Source organism: Bryobacter aggregatus MPL3, from assembly GCF_000702445.1.
GTDB lineage: Bacteria > Acidobacteriota > Terriglobia > Bryobacterales > Bryobacteraceae > Bryobacter > Bryobacter aggregatus.
In genome coordinates, this window is sequence record NZ_JNIF01000003.1 from 1,938,953 (window position 1) to 1,954,571 (window position 15,619).

Consider the following 15,619-nt stretch of genomic DNA (forward strand, 5'->3'; position numbering starts at 1 on the left):
AAATTATGAAAGTCAACCCGAATCCCGCAAAGTCAGGTCAGCCATGACAAACAGAATATATCTATATCCAGGGCTTGGTGAAGGAGAACCGCACTACCTTGAGAGCGTAGGAACAGTCAGGGATATTGAACGCACAGGCCTGAAGCTTGTGGAAGGTAAGCGAGTCGCATTTTACGACTTTGACGGGACGGACAAGCGCGACGATGATAATTTACTCTTTGAAGGCGTGATTCACTTCGACATGGTCAGAGGGAAATGGTACGCGCTCATTGATTGGGGAAGTTTCAGGCATGAGTCGGACGAAGAATTGAGGCAGTAACCGGTGGCGGCGCCCTTTGCCTGTCGGGAGCGGCGCAGTTTGGTACTGCTGCGGCCGATTTCATGTAGGCCTCGGATGATGCACCTGGTGGCAGTGAACCACTTGTTGGCAGCAACCCGAGAGAAGGCAAAGGAAGACCAACACGGATTTGGCAGGTGGGCACAAGGCTGCCACAGACAAGTTCGGAGAACTGACCAAGGGACAGAAGACTGTAGTTGATCCGAAGAGCGGGCATCGAGTAGCCGCCGACGGGACGCGACTCCGGCTTAACCCGGACGGTATTGCTCGTGTCGACGTTCCGAAGTCAACGAATAGGCCCAAGCATGAAACCGTACATTTCAATGATCCCGATAAACTCAAGCAACCATGAGGCGCAACAAAATGAAAGCCAGAGATCTTGTCGATTTCCTAAGACGTGCCGTACTGCAGATGGGAGATGTTCGAGGTTTCTTCTTGGATGTCGTGCTTTCATCGAGCGATGCGACAATACGTCTGACCGGCGCTGCTTTTGACCTTCCGGATCGGACTGAGGCGCTTTTGTTGACCGCAACAGATTTTGATCCAGCCCAGCGGTGGACCAGGCCTGAGGGTAAGGCTGGTTGGGAAGACGAGGATCTATTGGCAAGCTGGAGGGAGGCTGGACAAGCGGGAGTCTGGCTAGGACAAAGATCGGTTCGATACTTCTTTGATCCAGAGGATCGAGGCAGGGGCCTGACCGTGCAAGGCCCTCTCGATTCGGCGGCTGCAATCGAGTTTAGACCGGCGTCTGGCAGTCAGAACCAGTGTTTGGTGCTCTACGCCACCCCCGAATACCCTTGTGCGATTGAGGTGGCTACAACTTCGGAGCGACGCGATGCGCTTCTGGCCACCCTTGAGGAGTTTGTGCCACAGATTCCCGGGACGATTCCTATCACGGGCAGGTAGTCGCGCAATGTAACAGGCGAGCATAATCCGCATAACGCAGTGGCTGATACTGATGACCGTTCTTGCATTGCAGGCGAGTGCTCGTGTTCCGGTTCGCCCGCCTTGCCTACCGGCGGCAGAGTCCCTGATCTGCGGCCATGATGTGACCAACAGCCACAGTCCTTTTCGGTATCTTAAATGGCGCCGATCGTTGCGATGGCAGCGGAGTCGATGCGCTGGGCCGTCCGACCTTAAAGAGCTACAAGGTAGCTGGTGGGGCGTCGGTGACTGAGCGAGTGGTGTATTGCTATGACGGGCAGACGGTGAGCCGGAGTAGTGGGGGGAGCCCCTGGGTGAGCTGTTCCGGTAGCGATGTGGTTGTGGAGCGTGGAATGTTGACTGCAGTGGGTACAGTGGATAGCCGCACCGATATGACCCACGATCTGGTGGGCCGTCTGGTTCGCCGGACGCAGACTACGGAAGGGCTAGCCGGAACTGTACCGTATCTCGAGTACGAATATTGGGCCAGCGATGCAGTGAAGCAGACCCGCTATCCGAGTGGGCGAGTGGTGGTGGAATGCCTGGATGCGCGGATGCGCTTCCGTTGGGGCAGTAGCGTGAAGACGGCCCAGGATTGCACGGGAGCTGCGACGGTGGATGCCGCGGATGCGTATTTGAAAGTAAACTCCTACGCGCCGCATGGAGGCGTCGAGGAGTTGAGCTATGGCAATGGATTGTTGGAGCGGATGAGCTACAACGATCGTTTGCAGATGACGCGGTTACGAGCCGGAACTGCTGCGGGCGAGTGGAGTTGTGATGTCAATGCGAATGATGAACTGTGTCTCGAATGGGGCTATGGAACATCGACTAACAACGGCAACGTGATGGACAGCCGGCAGTGGATGAAGAAGACGGGCGGTGGGCAGTTAAAGGTATCGGCTGCTTATGGATATGACACGCGCAACCGGCTGACGAGCTTCACAGAGACCAAGGATGGCGGAGGAAGCTGGGGGCAGACGAACGGGTATGACCGCTACGGCAACCGTTGGAGCGTGCCGGTGGGTGTGACGCAAAGTGACTGGGCGGTGTCGGCGCAGAACTGGATCAACGCATCGAACAACCGGCTGCTGCTGGCAAAGGTGGGAGCCGGAACTGGTGCGGTGGGCTACGACAATGCCGGCCACATGACGACGCACCCGCAGGTGAGTGGAGGCCTGAGCTATGACGTCGAAGGCCGGCTGACGAGCGCGGGTGGAGCTGTTTATACCTACGACGGCGAAGGCAAGCGGGTGAAGAAGACGCACACGAGTGGGACGACCTACTATGTATATGGGGCTGGTGGAGAGCTTGCTGCGGAGTATGGAGCAAGCGATGGAGCGGCAGGGCTGCAGTATCTGACGGTGGATGCACTGGGTTCGACGCGGATGACGACGAATGCGAGCCGGGCTGTTGTGGCGCGCTATGACTACTGGCCGTTCGGAGAGGAGGTGGAAGGGAACGCGACGTACAATGATCGCCACCTGGTGAGCGGGTATGGAGGGCTGGGTCCGAAGCAGAAGTTTACCGGCAAAGAACGAGATGCCGAGACGGGGCTGGATTACTTTGGTGCGCGGTATCTGAGTTCTGGGCAGGGACGGTTTACGAGTCCGGATCCAATCAATGTCAACATCTTACGAGTCATCAATCCTCAGCGATGGAACATGTACGTTTACGGCGTAAACAATCCTCTGGCCTTTACGGACCCGGACGGGCGAGACGCAATTGCAGTGAACTTTAGTAAGCTTGCCGGAGGCTTCGGACATAGCGGGATCATCTCCGTTCACAGGGACGGGACAGCGACTTTCGGGGAGTTCGGTCCACGCGGAGGTGGAAAGCCATTTTTCCCGGGCCAGTATACGATCCGTCCGTTGCAGGCCAAGCTCTTGTTCGGGGCCGATGGTACTCCAACCAAGGGTTCATTCGAAGGGCTACTCGACGAAATATCGAGGGATGAAGGGCAACCGAAAGACTCAATTTCGTTCGCACATTTCAAAACAGCCGAATGGGAGACGGTCGCACTGGATGCCTACCTGGACACCGCCCGGCAAAGACAACTAAAAGGGAGTTCCCCATTTTACGCGGTTGGTTTCCATGATTGTCGTGACTTCTGTCTGATGGGGTTGCGGACTGCCGGAGTTGATCACGGACATTCTTCAAATGCCAACATCCCCCCCAACTGGATCATTGGAATGTTATCCGAGATAGCGGATTCGTCCTACGCGGGCGGCGAGAAAACCACCAGGAAACCCAGCAAGAACCCGACTCCGGACGTCAAGAGCAAAATTTGTTTTGCGGGCCAGCCTGGTTGCTAGGAGATCCAGCCAATGAGATGCGCTCTTCTTGTTATTTTAGCCCTGCTGGTGCTTCAATCCACCGGGTGCTCTTGGTTCGACCAGCCTATGTTTCTGGAATATCGGCGTCCCCAAAATGTGCCGACTGACGCTGTGCTTGTGCAACTTGCTAAAGGGGGAGTTTGGCAAAAGTGCAACGTCGCATCCGCGACCGGTAAGAACCGCTGTCAAATTTTTAACTGGAAGGGCGAGTTGCTTTACGATGAGATTTTTTTGCCCTATGATCAAGGGCCGACGATAGAATTCTCAGACCTTAGGATTCCAAAGTATGCCGCAGCAGTCGGCCCAGACTGGGTGTGCCTTGAGAATGGAAGAATACTGCTCCCTGAGTCTCGTTTCGAACAGCTGAAGGAGTTTCTTGATCGGACGACACCGAAGGATAGCCCACGGTAGTCTGGGGACGGGGGGACGATGAACGCTCCACCACTAGAGCCTGTAATTAACTTTGACTCAATGCAGGGATAGCGCGCCTGAGGAAAAGGCGAGCGAATGCGAGGAGGTGCATGCCGGCGACAGTTTCTGGAAGTCGTTTGAATGTATCCGTCAGACGAACCCATCTTTCTTCCTGCTTCGCGTCGTGATTGTCTGGAGGAATGAAGAGTGGGCAGTTAGGATATGCGGGTTTGGGCGTGGCGCGGAAGTACCGAGACAGTGGCCAGTCCCGAGCGGAGTTTTGCCGGGAACATGGGATACCGCTGACGATCCTCGACTACTATCTGCGGCGCGATCGCGCTAAGCCGAAGCAAGAACTGGTCGCGGTGCAAGTGATCTCCGAGGACAAGGCAGCCGCAAGCGATTTCGTCCTGGTATTGGCGAAGGGTCGCCGATTGGAGATCGGCGCGAACTTTGACGAAGCTGGCCTCGAACGTCTGCTGGCGCTTCTGGAACGGTGCTGATCCGTGTTCGGCTTGGGACCTGCAACGAAGGTCTATGTTGCGACCGGAGCAACCGACATGCGCAAAGGTTTCGAGGGGCTCCATGGTCTGGTGCGGGACGAGTTGGATCGTGATCCATTGAGCGGACATGTGTTTCTATTCGCCAACAAGATGCGAACCCGGCTCAAGATTCTGTTCTGGGATGGGAGCGGACTCTGGGTGTGCGCCAAGCGCCTGGAGAAGGGACGTTTCCACTGGCCAGAGGCCTCCGCAGGAGCCAGTGTCACGATGCGCCAGGAACAACTGACGATGTTGCTGAACGGTATCGACCTCACCCGATCCAAGTCTCGCCGAGGCTGGTTATCAAAGCCACTTGTCGCTTAAATCACAGGATAAAAGGAGGACAAGAAGGAACGCTTCGCAGTATTCTGTTACTTACACAAGAGCACATGTCTCAGTTAGCGACAGGAGCGGTGGAAAGTCAGGAAGTTCTCGAACTCCGTAGGCGTCTGCGGTGGGCGGAACTGAAGATTGAGCAACTCGAAGAGAAGCTGCGACTGGCGCGCATCCTCAAGTACGGCCCCTCCAGCGAGAAGCTGAACGATGCGCAGTTGCTGTTGCTTGAAGGCGAGCCCGGCGTAAGCCAGGACGAGGTTCTGGCAGAGTCTATACGAGAGGCCATGCCATCCGAGATGCCTGTCGAGAAGCCACGGTCTCAGGCGGCGATTTCAAGAAGGCGACTGAGTCACTTCCAGCTCTCGGGGCGGCCGCCCTTATTGGTGGTGGTACCGCTGGTGTCGGTAATACTTTAGTGAACTCTTCTGTCAAGGCGATTACGACGGCAGGCAAAGCCGTTTCTGTTGGAGAAGCAAAATTGGCCCGGGGTGTAAAAGCCTCGCCAAGCCTGCCAGCGAGACAAGCCCAGCTAGCCACGCAGCGAGAAGTCGCCAACGCATCCGTAGGCGCTGCGGTTGATGCAGGGAATCGGCATCGAGAAGCAAACCAGAACAGCAGGAAGAAGGAGGACCTTAAATGAACGTACAGAATTCGGAGAGCGTGGGCAGCTCCATCGCAATCGCAATGGCAATACTGGCGGTCCGACTGGGCGCGGTGGAGGCCGCATTCCAACGCGCGAAACGAACTGCCTCGGGGTTCCGATTTCCAGCTGGATTTGGAACAAGAATGACTCTTCGTTTTGGCGGGTTGTTCGGCATGTTTATAGGCTATAAGATGGACGAGACGGCCACGACGCCATTCAATATTGGCGTTTCGCTGCTTGTTGCGTTCCTGGGACTGGCATGCATATTGATGGAGCCTGGAGAAATCTTCGTCACTCCCGAGGGCTTGGTCCAGACGTTCTGGTTCGGTCTGAAGAAGCGGAGGATTGCTTGGGAAGGCGCAGCGGCGAGTTATGATCCAGTACTGCGCGAGGTCCTGGTTGTGGGTAGCGAAGGTACCACAATGGCACATACGAACTATCACGTAGGACAGAGTGAGTTCCTCTTTCAATTGAAGAAACACAAGATTTATGTTCAGTATGGAACCGGGACAGCCTAACTCGCCCCAGCGATGTTCCTGCTAACTCGCTTATCATCAATGCGTTTCGGTGGGTGTCGTCGAGTCGCTTAAGCCGTTAGAAGCGGTCTCATAAACCCATAAAGAGCGGAATGGGATTCTGGGAGCGCTCTGGTGATTGGCGCGGAAGTGTCTGCGCGGACGATGGGACTTAAGGGACGACCAATGGGAAGTCGTGGAGCCGGTGCTGCGCCCGCAGCGGCGCGAGGATAAGCGTGGCAGGCCGTGGTGACTCTTGTGCCTGCTCCCCAATGGGCAAGCTGAAGCGTAGTTCACTACCCTATGCGCCAGGCGGCACCGCCTACTGGACCACTTATACTTACGATGGTCTGGGGCGAACCTTGAGTGTCGTGCAGCCGAGCAGCTCTGGCACAACGACTTATCTCTACGAAGGAAACACGGTGAAGGTGACGTCGCCGAGCGGGAAGTGGAAAAAGTATGAGATGGATGCCGTGGGCCGGATGACACAGGTGACCGAGCCGCGTCCGGGGAGCGGCACCTACACGACCACTTATAGCTACAACATCACCGAGAAGCTGATCGGCGTCAGCATGCCGCGCGACGGGGTCACGCAGACGCGTAGCTTTACCTACGACACCACGACCCAGAGCCGTCTCCTCTCCGCGACGAATCCGGAGAATGGGACGGTCAGCTATGTAGTGGTCGAACGCGAATATAATAAGGACATCGCCAAACGGCTGCCGATCGATGTGCAGCGTCAAATGGCCGTAGTCATGAGCCCGACGTGGAATAGCTCGCAAGTAATGACTATCGGTCCGAAGTTCCGCGTTGACGACCCAAAGTCCCTAATTGCATTTGATTTTCACAAACAGCTCAGCCTACTAGCTGCTGTCGGTCCCGGTAATGGACGGTCTTCCTTTATCGTCGGTGCGTTGGCCGCGCTGACATCATATATGTCCGCTCCAGAACCGTCTTCATTGCAGCTCTCTTTTCTTGATTCTGCTGCATCCGGATTCGAGAGTGAGATCGCAAATGCAATTCGTCTGAGCTTACAATAGTACACTCACAGACAATATTAAGAGAAAGTGAGGCCGAGAGGATGCCCTCACTTTCAATTTTAGTTCGCTATTGTTTTAGGAGATTTGACTTGAGCCTTCTGTATCCAGTTTCAGTGTTCGTGGCTATCGCGTGTGCGGCGACTGAGGTCTTAGCTCAGTCTGACTCCTCCGCATTCAGTAAACTACCTCTCTGGCCCCCAAATGGGATTGTTTCGGGAGCCCTTTCTGAAAAGTATGTGTTTAGAGATCCCAACACGGCGGAAGTGGTAATCACTATCCCCGAGGACTCTTCTTTTCCGTCGGGACCGAGGTCGATTATTCGTTGGCGCTTGCAAAATCAAGTAGAACCCACGGTGATATCGCGCATCAACCCCAAGGCTGATCATGTTTATCAATATTCCTATTCCGTTACGAACGGGGCATACGCCCGCCAATCAATTAACACATGGATTCTATTGATTCCAAAGCCTGATCAGCTCATAGAGCCATCTCACTTGACGTGGGGGAAAATTCGGTTAAGGGATGCGGCAATGGAACAAGCAGCACACCCGATGGCACCGGCAAGTGATGGCGCTTATTGGGGATCTGATAAAGAAAAAGTGGGTTCGGTCGCAATTGGACCAGGGATGACGGAGGGTGACTTTACACTCGAGGCGAAGTTTCTCCCGGGCTTCACCACTGCGTACTTCGTCGGCGGCGAGCCCCTAGCCACAGCTAGCCCATTGCCATTGGAAGTGGCACAGCAATTGGTTCCAGTTATGAAGATGAGGGAGATTTGGAGATCCTCGCTCGTCATCGGTCCTCGCTTTGCTCCTGAGGCGAGCATGAAAGAGATAATCACTGATTATCTAATTGGGTTGAAAGCACTCGCAGAGTCCGGGCGAATACCAGCAGTCAGTCCTTTCCTGCTACGGGCACGAGCACAGCTCCAAAAATGTATTGAAGTCCAGACGATTGTTACTTCCTGTGTCACCTCAGCAGTCGCGACGATGAAATCGGTCGCGAATGCCCCCCTGGAGAAGGAAGTGGCTTCTGCTTTAGAGATAGTGGCAGCAGCTCGTAAATAATAATACATTACGTGTATTTAGCTGAGGATCTCCGGACACGAGGGCTTGCGGGCCTCGGGTGAGATTCGGTTACTTCATGCTGCCATAGGTTGCGCCTGGGCGATTTTCCCATCGAGGAAAGCCTGGTATGGCGTTCGGCCTTGAGTCCGATATCCGTGATGGGGTCGCTGGCGATTGTAGAAGCTCAGATAGGCGTCCAGATCATCTTGTAATTCAGCCACAGACTGATAGATCTTTTGCCGGAACTTGATGCTGTAAAACTCCTCCTTGATCGTGCGATGGAAGCGCTCACAGAAGCCGTTGGATTGAGGGGAAGCGATCTGCGTTCTCTTGTGGCGGATCTGGTTAATCGCCAGATAGATCTCGAAGGGATACTGTCTCGGTACTTCCGCGCCACCCAAGCCCGCATATCCTACCTGCCCACGCTTCATTCCTTCAGACAATCACGACGCGAAGCAGGAAGAAAGATGGGCTCGTCTGACGGATACGATGCAATCAGAGATGTATCGAAAGGAAGCAAAGAAGTCACTTCAAAATAGCAGGGTAGAACGATGTAGTCCTGTTCTTCTCAGCGCGAATCCAACACCCAAGCCTAACGCTGAAAGTACAACCGTACTTGGTTCCGGCACCTGTGGCGGATCGGTTACGACAAGTTGAAATGCTGCCGTCGCCGAAGCGGACCCGACAAAGCAACTTCCACAGCTCAGCGGATCGTCAGAATAATACTCAAACAGAATGCGAATCTGGCCCGAGTTAGTCGCGCTAGCCGGCGCTGCTGGATCGAAGGTATAAGCACCAATCCCAGTACCGAGTGAGAAATCAAAGTCCTGTATCCAGGGGGCCGTGTTGGGAGCAAGCGAGAAGTTTACGGGTCCGCCTTGTACCCCAATCCAATCGACGTAGGACCCAAGCGTTGGATTCGTCTCTTGCAGCAGTTCCGATCCGATGACCGAAATATAGAACTGCGGATCGGAAGTAAGGGAGAAGCCCCAGCCTACGGTCGTACCCGCGCTCCCACCCAACACAGGGCTGGGTGAGATTTGGAGGAGAATCGCTGCGTGGACAGCAGTACTCATCAGGAAGAGAAGCGAGAGTTTCTGGATGATCTTCATAAAAGCTTTCTTGAGTTACCGAATGATCGTGAGTGTTGTAGCGCCGGGGACTCCGTTGTCGCTGGAATAGTTAACCGTGATCCGCACACGCTGCGCTGTGGCCGGCCAATCGAAGAGCAGGGGTTGGATCCCAAGAGCTCCCGGAATCAGATCATCAAACAGGACCGGGGTCAGAGAGAGTAGCGTGACCGTTCCTGTGCCAGTGACAGTTGTTATCCCCGTAATGCCTGTAATCCGCGGATGGAGCGCCACCCCGCTCCCGGTATTGGAAAGCTGGATCGGTACCACTCGCTGATTCGCATTTGGCCCGTCGATCCGCGCACCGCCGGTGGTCGCCGAAAGCGTGGGAGTCCCGCTCACCGCAAAGTTTGCGACGGCAGTTCGAGGCGCACTCATCAGGACACTCGCCGGAGTGGCAGTTCCGCTCAGGTCCCCGGAGAAGCCCGAGAAGGAATAGCCGTTTGAAGCCGATACACTCAAGGTCGCCATCGCCCCCTCGTTGTACCAGCCGCCGCCGTTGAGGCTTCCTCCGAGTTGCGGAGAAGCCGATGCGGACAGCAGGAACTGACGCTGATAGCTGATGACAAGATTTAAGGGCGTGCCAGGGGCCGTAATCGTCTGGTGTTGTGCGCCGCTGTTGGACCAACTGGCATAAACATACTGCGTGCCGCTTCCGCCGTTGACAATCGCTGCTGCCGACAGCTGATAAGCCGTTCCTGGTGTCCATAACAAGCTGGCAGGCAGAGGATAGCTTGTGCCATTGACCGACACTTGCGCGCCCGGTGTCGCCGAAGTGATTGTCACCGAAATGGGTTGAATCTGGCTGAATGTGGCAGCGACGCTCCGCGGCCCATTCATGCTGACCGTGCCCGTCGGATTGGTTCCCGTCAGGTCCCCGAGGAAGCCGGAGAAGGTGTAATTTGCCGCCGGGGTCGCAACAAGTTGGACGAGCGCTCCTGGTGCGTAGTACGAATCGGCAGAACTGGGGTTCCGCACAAGAGTTCCGGAATTGGACGGTGCAACGTCTGTACTGAGCAGATAGTCGGTATCAAAGCTCGCCATCAAGACTGTGCCCTCGGCAACAGCTGTGTAGGAGAATGGCTGGCTCGGTGCCGGTGTATTGCCATTCTTCCAGCCACTCAGCTTGAAGCGGCTACCCCCGTCAAGTTGCGGTGACAGGGCCGAGATCGTATGAGTGGATCCCGGCTGCCAAATGAAGTTGGCAGGCGTTGTATAGATAGCTCCGTCTACACTCACCAACCGGCCGACAGGCACACTGGTCACCACGCTGGGATTCACCTTATTGAAGGTGACAGGAATGGTCAGCGTCGGCGCTAGTTGCGAGGTGATCACAAGCTGGCCTGTGCTGATGCCGATAGGTAGCTTTGCGGGGTCGATGTAGATTGCGACCGTCGACGGTGTCGTCATGCTCTCCAATGCTTCGCCCAAGATCCAAGGCTGCGGAGAAGTGATCGATGTTAGCGCAATGTTTGCATTGCCTCCCGCCGTGACAGTGACGTTTGTTGCGCTTGGGGTGGCCCCATAGAGGGATATGCTGCCAGGTGTCGCGCTGAGAGGCGTCTGCATGTTGAAGGTGACGACAATATTCGTCTGCCCGCCACCTTGTGCCGAGAGTGCATCCTTCACCGTAAGCGTGCACACATAAGTTCCCTGCGCGAAGGTCACCGCGCCAGGACGTAAGCCAACCGTGAGGCTCGATCCAACCAGGTCGGCGCGGAGCCAACTGGAACAACTTGGATTCTCAACCACTGGCGAGGCTCCGAGCCCGGTGAATGTGATCACCTGGTTCGGCTGTGGCGTGTTGGGGACGGTATTGATGGTGAGTGCTGGAGGCGTTGCGACAATGCGAGTGGTCACATTCACCGTGAAGGGGTCCGATTCGCTTTCGAGATTCGATCCATCCCCGGTATAGGCGGCAAGATAAGTATTCAGACCAAGAGGAAGATTGGACACCGTTGGCTTCACCGCATTGGAGACGGCCACCACTTCGCTAAAGGCAACGGTCTCCTGTCCCGTCGAAATGCCATTCGCATTGAAGATCCGATAGAACTTGATGGAACCCGTTGGATTCACACCATTCAGGATCTGGGCATTCAACTCGATGGGCTGTCCTTGCACGGCGGTGGAGACACTCGGAAACGCATGCAGTGTCGTCTGCCGGCGGATGACCAGCCGGAGCGCCAACGAAAAGATCTCAGGATTTGCGGCAAAGGGAGCGCGCAGCGAGAGATCGAGACTGCCAACATACTCTCCGGCAGGCAGGTTTGCGGCGCTAGCGCCAATTGCGATGTCCAGAGCAAACTCTCCCGTGGCAAACGGGGAACTCGGGATGCTGTAAACGATCGGGACATTGCCAACGGTCTTTGCCTCGATCGTGGTGCCGGGCGCGGCCCCGATCCGAAGCGTCTGAGCGGCAGGGAGCTGCCCTCCTGGATTCATTCGATACACCAGCTTGCTGGTGCTATAAGATCCGTTCGCGATGGGCAGCACAGAATAGGCAAGCCATACCTTCCGGCCCGCAGCCACCTCGCGCAGTTTGCGGTTCTGCCAGCCATTTGCCGGATAGGCGAATCCATACTCCTCGGTCCCGTTGTTAAACTCCTCGGCGCAGCGTGCATTGCCCACCCCAAGATTCCACGGGATGCTGGAGGACGTGATCTTCCACCCCCGGTCCTGCAGTGGGCTGCCATAGGGCCGCTTCAGGGCGCAGGCTACGGGGAGAACGGAGGCTGCGTTAAAAGATACCCAAGTGCCCGTTGTGGGCTCCTGGTAGGCCGGGCCATTGCGACCGAAATCATTCTCACTCCAACTCCAGATGGTCTCCTTGAGGCGGTTGTCCGCCCCGCTTCGAGGACTGATGTTGAGATCACTGTCGAGTGCCCAGAAGAAGTCCAAGCCAATCACGGACACGCCGCAGTTCGCTGCCTTTTCCACCTCGGATTCCCAAAACAGCCCTGTTGCACTGTCTCCGGAATTTGTCTTGGCCCGGCCCTCAGCGGTGTCCCACCAAGTGGTTGGTGCTTGCTGGGAGCGGGTGTTTGGGTTATAGCCATCGTTTGCAGTGCAGGTATCAAAATTCTGGTCCGCGGGACGATTACTTGTCTGCACGAGTCCGGTTGCGTTCCAGATCCGGCTCGAAACGGAGGTATTGTTGCTGGCATTGTGATGCACCACCATGATCGATTTGCCCGCATTTCGAATCTCCTGGATGGTGGGCCAGCGGACGAACGCATTGGGAGCAGGAACCACACGATTCCCTAGATAGCGTTGGACATCGGTCTCAATCGCCGCCATGTCTCCGGAGTCTGCCATGTTATCGATCTTGAGATAGACCACTTGCCCGGGATTCGCATCGACCCAGTCCGCGACCTCCTTAAGAACGAATCCGAACAGACGGTTGCCATAAAAAGGCAAATAGCAGAGGGCCGTGTATTTGCTGTGACAAACCCGCAGCGCGGGGTCTGCGAGAGGAAAGTTGCCGAGGAACTGGTTGAAGATCTTCGGATCCAGTTCGAGATGCCGCGAGCCACGGTTCAACTGATCGGTGATCGAAAGCGCTTGATTGGTGTACTTGTCCGAGTTAAAACCCTGAATCGTATTCGCAAAGGCATTGTGCGTTGCCGGCCAGGTAATGAAGTTGATCGGGGTGTCTTTCGAAATGCTCAGGAGCTGATTCTCGGAGGCCCAACCTGTCCAGGTCGAGTTGCGCACGAAGGTTGTATCGCGCTTATCGTTCCGGCAATAACCATCTACTTCCTTCAGGTCCAGTTCGCATTTGCGGCTCTGGCCAATGGCCATGTTCGTCCGCTCAAAATCGCTGGTGGTACAAGCGCGTTGGTTCAGGCTGCCGCAGTCGTAAGGGTCTTGAGCTTGCAGCGAAAGGAGGCCGAGGCTGAAAGGAAGAAGGACGCGCAGGAAAATTCGTGACATCGTTGTTGGCTCAGGCTGCAACATAGCAGCAAGCCTCCAGCAGGCAATCTCACAAGCACATAACGAGCATCCAATTTCTCTATAACGTCATAATCCATTCATTCTAGGTAAGTTAAGAGATGTTATAAACTGTGGAAGATGCCGCCCGCTGCCATTCGGTTTGGCCCATATACCTTCCACTTCGCCAAACTCGAACTGCGGAAGAGCGGTTATCTATTGAAACTCCCGCAGCAGTCCGCCTTGTTGCTGGCGATGCTGCTGGACAGCCCAGGCGAGATCGTCACGCGCGAACAAATGCGGGCTCGTATCTGGCCTGAGGGCACCCATGTGGAGTTTGACTTCGGGCTCAACACCGCCATCAATCGGATCCGAAGGCTCCTCGACGATTCGGCCCGAAACCCCCGTTTCGTCGAAACTGTCCCTCGCAGCGGTTACCGGTTTGTGGCTCCCTGCGAACGGATCGACGAGGGCATCGAAGAGGTTGCCCCAAGCGTCCATCCCGCCCACTGGAAGCGCTGGACTGCTCTGGTAGCTGCCCTCGCTCTGGCTGCAACCGGCCTCTGGTGGTGGCGCAGTGGAGCTCCAGCCCGAACTTTCGGGGCGCGAGAATCCCCCTCCGCCAGCCTGCGCTCCACCATTCTGCTCCCGGTTGGCCATATTCCCTGGACCATCCGCATCTCCCCGAAGGGAGACCGCTTAGCCTATGCCTCCGGCGGGAAGGTCTACCAGCGTCAATTAAATCGTGACGAATCGATCGAGCTGGATGGAAGCGACCGTGTCATCAACCTCGAGTACTCCCCAGACGGATCGGCCCTTGCCGTCTTCAAGCAGGACGGAATTTATGTTCAGTCCGGCGACATCCTCAAGCAGATCGTTAAATTCAACCACATCGGCGAAGTTCGAGCTGCTGCCTGGAGCACGGGCGGCGACCTCTACTACTCCGATGACGAGGGCGATGGTGCGCAGCCCGCAATCTATCGTGTGCCTGCCACCGGCGGAACGCCGCTCAAGGTGGTGAACGGTAAGCAAAATATGGGGCGTCTGGAGTTCCCCTTGGTTCAGCAGATTTTGGGCACGGATGGCGCCATGTTACTCAGCCGGGCGCTCTCCCCCCAGAATCGTAGTGTTCTGTTGCGCGCGGCAGACGGAGCGGAGAGCGAACTGATTCGGCCAGGAATGGGCGGACAAATTCTGACAAGTGGCCACTTTCTGTACTACTGGGCAAATGCTCTCTTCGCCACCGGTTGGGACGTGGACCAGAAGCAGTTGCTCGGCACTCCGCTGAAGGTGATCGACCGCGTACGCTCCGACGGATGGCGCGGTGCCGCAGCCGATGTCTCTGAAACCGGAACCCTCATCTATCTGCCCCAGCCCCCTCTGGATCAGCGCCAGATCACCATCTCGGACGAACGTGGGACATCGACCCCAATCGACCTGCCCACCGGAGAGTATGAGCAGGTGCGTGTCTCACCGGACGAGAAGATGCTGGCTGTGGTGCGGAAAGATTCCGGAGTCAAGTGGACCGTCTGGATCTACGACATGCAGACAAAGATCTGGCGGACTTGTGCCGAGACCATACTGCCCTCGCCGCGCCTCGTCTGGAGTCCTGATGGGGAGTGGCTTGCGGTTGGGCTTCTCGAGGGCGAAGCGGAGTTTGTGAACCTGCATCGCGTCAATGTGAGTGACCCCTCGAAAGTTGAACGCCTGTCTGCGCGTTCGACCTATGGGCAATTCCCGACGGACTGGATCGCAAGACCGAATGCCATCCTCTATGCGGAAGGTGTCCACTTGGTAACCAAGAGCGACCTGCACCAGTTATCGCTGGATAGCCGGGAGGTCAAAACACTGGTGCAGACCGAGGGATGGGACATAGATGCCAAAGTCTCTTTCGATGGCCGCTGGCTCGCTTATGCGAGCGAAACCAAGTCGGGCACCTATGTCTACGTCAAGCCCTTCGGCCAGGATGGCCCTGGGGTTCGGGTTTCCCCATTGGCAGGGCGTGGCCCCGTCTGGAGCGGCAATGGAGATCGTCTCTGGTTCATGAGCTTTGGCCAAGACGGACTCTTCGAAGTCCCGATCCAAAATGGAAAGCCTCTCGGCCCAGCGATCCACAAATACCAAGGCGTGTCCCACATCCAACCGGATATCTGGACCCGCAGCTACGACCTGACAAAAGACGGCAAGCTTTATACCCTCCGATCGGGTCCCCAGGAATCCCGCAGCCATGTCGAGCTCATATCAAACTGGTTCGCCGATCTCGAACGCACAGTACCCACTCGCCGGTAGCTGCGGAAGATTTAGAGCAAGACCGATGCAAAAGGATCGAAATTAAATTAAGAACGAGCGGCGCTACGAGTGCGAGGTGGCTTGTTCCGCTCGATTGCATAGATACGGAGAGTCTCGATGTT

13 protein-coding genes are annotated in these 15,619 nt (G+C 56.1%); 10 read left to right on the forward strand and 3 right to left on the reverse strand.

All coding sequences use genetic code 11. The features are described from left to right. Positions 1–43: 43 nt before the first annotated feature. From M017_RS0109195 to M017_RS0109240, 9 genes are all read left to right on the forward strand, one after another. On the forward strand, positions 44–319 hold the full coding sequence (locus M017_RS0109195; RefSeq protein WP_031497552.1) for a hypothetical protein: 276 nt from the start codon (positions 44–46) through the stop codon (positions 317–319). 1,187 nt (positions 320–1,506) lie between these two features. Beyond that, positions 1,507–3,573 (forward strand): RHS repeat domain-containing protein, encoded by a 2,067-nt coding sequence (locus tag M017_RS0109205; RefSeq protein ID WP_155121323.1) that lies wholly within the window; start codon positions 1,507–1,509, stop codon positions 3,571–3,573. A 12-nt stretch (positions 3,574–3,585) separates the two neighbouring features. Continuing rightward, positions 3,586–4,005: a hypothetical protein gene (locus M017_RS29670; protein ID WP_031497556.1), complete on the forward strand. Its 420-nt coding sequence runs from the start codon at positions 3,586–3,588 to the stop codon at positions 4,003–4,005. Positions 4,006–4,205: 200 nt separating this feature from the next. Then, positions 4,206–4,508 (forward strand): IS66 family insertion sequence element accessory protein TnpA, encoded by a 303-nt coding sequence (gene tnpA, locus M017_RS0109215; RefSeq protein WP_031497558.1) that lies wholly within the window; start codon positions 4,206–4,208, stop codon positions 4,506–4,508. Between the two features lie 3 nt (positions 4,509–4,511). Beyond that, complete coding sequence (gene tnpB / locus M017_RS0109220) at positions 4,512–4,871, forward strand: IS66 family insertion sequence element accessory protein TnpB (protein WP_031497560.1); 360 nt, start codon at positions 4,512–4,514, stop codon at positions 4,869–4,871. Positions 4,872–4,936: 65 nt separating this feature from the next. After that, complete coding sequence (locus tag M017_RS0109225) at positions 4,937–5,299, forward strand: IS66 family transposase (RefSeq protein ID WP_031497561.1); 363 nt, start codon at positions 4,937–4,939, stop codon at positions 5,297–5,299. 220 nt (positions 5,300–5,519) lie between these two features. After that, entirely contained in the window at positions 5,520–6,044 is a 525-nt protein-coding gene (locus tag M017_RS0109230; protein WP_031497563.1) for a hypothetical protein, read from the forward strand. A 233-nt stretch (positions 6,045–6,277) separates the two neighbouring features. Beyond that, positions 6,278–7,081 (forward strand): hypothetical protein, encoded by an 804-nt coding sequence (locus M017_RS0109235; protein WP_155121324.1) that lies wholly within the window; start codon positions 6,278–6,280, stop codon positions 7,079–7,081. 89 nt (positions 7,082–7,170) lie between these two features. Continuing rightward, positions 7,171–8,148 (forward strand): hypothetical protein, encoded by a 978-nt coding sequence (locus tag M017_RS0109240; protein WP_155121325.1) that lies wholly within the window; start codon positions 7,171–7,173, stop codon positions 8,146–8,148. Between the two features lie 74 nt (positions 8,149–8,222). Here the strand turns inward: M017_RS0109240 and M017_RS0109245 are convergent, their stop codons facing one another. The 3 genes from M017_RS0109245 to M017_RS0109255 form a co-directional block, all read right to left on the reverse strand. After that, entirely contained in the window at positions 8,223–8,579 is a 357-nt protein-coding gene (locus M017_RS0109245; protein WP_031497567.1) for an integrase core domain-containing protein, read from the reverse strand. A gap of 99 nt (positions 8,580–8,678) precedes the next feature. Beyond that, a complete protein-coding gene (locus M017_RS0109250; RefSeq protein WP_031497569.1) occupies positions 8,679–9,260 on the reverse strand; it encodes a PEP-CTERM sorting domain-containing protein in 582 nt (193 codons plus the stop codon). Between the two features lie 15 nt (positions 9,261–9,275). Further along, entirely contained in the window at positions 9,276–13,211 is a 3,936-nt protein-coding gene (locus M017_RS0109255; RefSeq protein ID WP_031497571.1) for an InlB B-repeat-containing protein, read from the reverse strand. A gap of 138 nt (positions 13,212–13,349) precedes the next feature. Here M017_RS0109255 and M017_RS0109260 point away from each other — a divergent pair, with 138 nt between their 5' ends. Continuing rightward, complete coding sequence (locus M017_RS0109260; RefSeq protein WP_031497572.1) at positions 13,350–15,497, forward strand: winged helix-turn-helix domain-containing protein; 2,148 nt, start codon at positions 13,350–13,352, stop codon at positions 15,495–15,497. The last annotated feature ends 122 nt before the right edge of the window (positions 15,498–15,619 follow it).

Excerpts from the sequence above, each read along its gene's own strand:
- M017_RS0109195 (WP_031497552.1), top strand. The coding sequence starts at position 44 with ATGACAAACAGAATATATCTATATCCAGGGCTTGGTGAAGGAGAACCG.
- M017_RS0109255 (WP_031497571.1), bottom strand. The coding sequence starts at position 13,211 with ATGTCACGAATTTTCCTGCGCGTCCTTCTTCCTTTCAGCCTCGGCCTC.
- M017_RS0109230 (WP_031497563.1), top strand. The coding sequence starts at position 5,520 with ATGAACGTACAGAATTCGGAGAGCGTGGGCAGCTCCATCGCAATCGCA.
- M017_RS0109260 (WP_031497572.1), top strand. The coding sequence starts at position 13,350 with ATGCCGCCCGCTGCCATTCGGTTTGGCCCATATACCTTCCACTTCGCC.
- M017_RS29670 (WP_031497556.1), top strand. The coding sequence starts at position 3,586 with ATGAGATGCGCTCTTCTTGTTATTTTAGCCCTGCTGGTGCTTCAATCC.
- M017_RS0109250 (WP_031497569.1), bottom strand. The coding sequence starts at position 9,260 with ATGAAGATCATCCAGAAACTCTCGCTTCTCTTCCTGATGAGTACTGCT.
- M017_RS0109245 (WP_031497567.1), bottom strand. The coding sequence starts at position 8,579 with ATGAAGCGTGGGCAGGTAGGATATGCGGGCTTGGGTGGCGCGGAAGTA.
- M017_RS0109225 (WP_031497561.1), top strand. The coding sequence starts at position 4,937 with ATGTCTCAGTTAGCGACAGGAGCGGTGGAAAGTCAGGAAGTTCTCGAA.
- tnpA (WP_031497558.1), top strand. The coding sequence starts at position 4,206 with ATGAAGAGTGGGCAGTTAGGATATGCGGGTTTGGGCGTGGCGCGGAAG.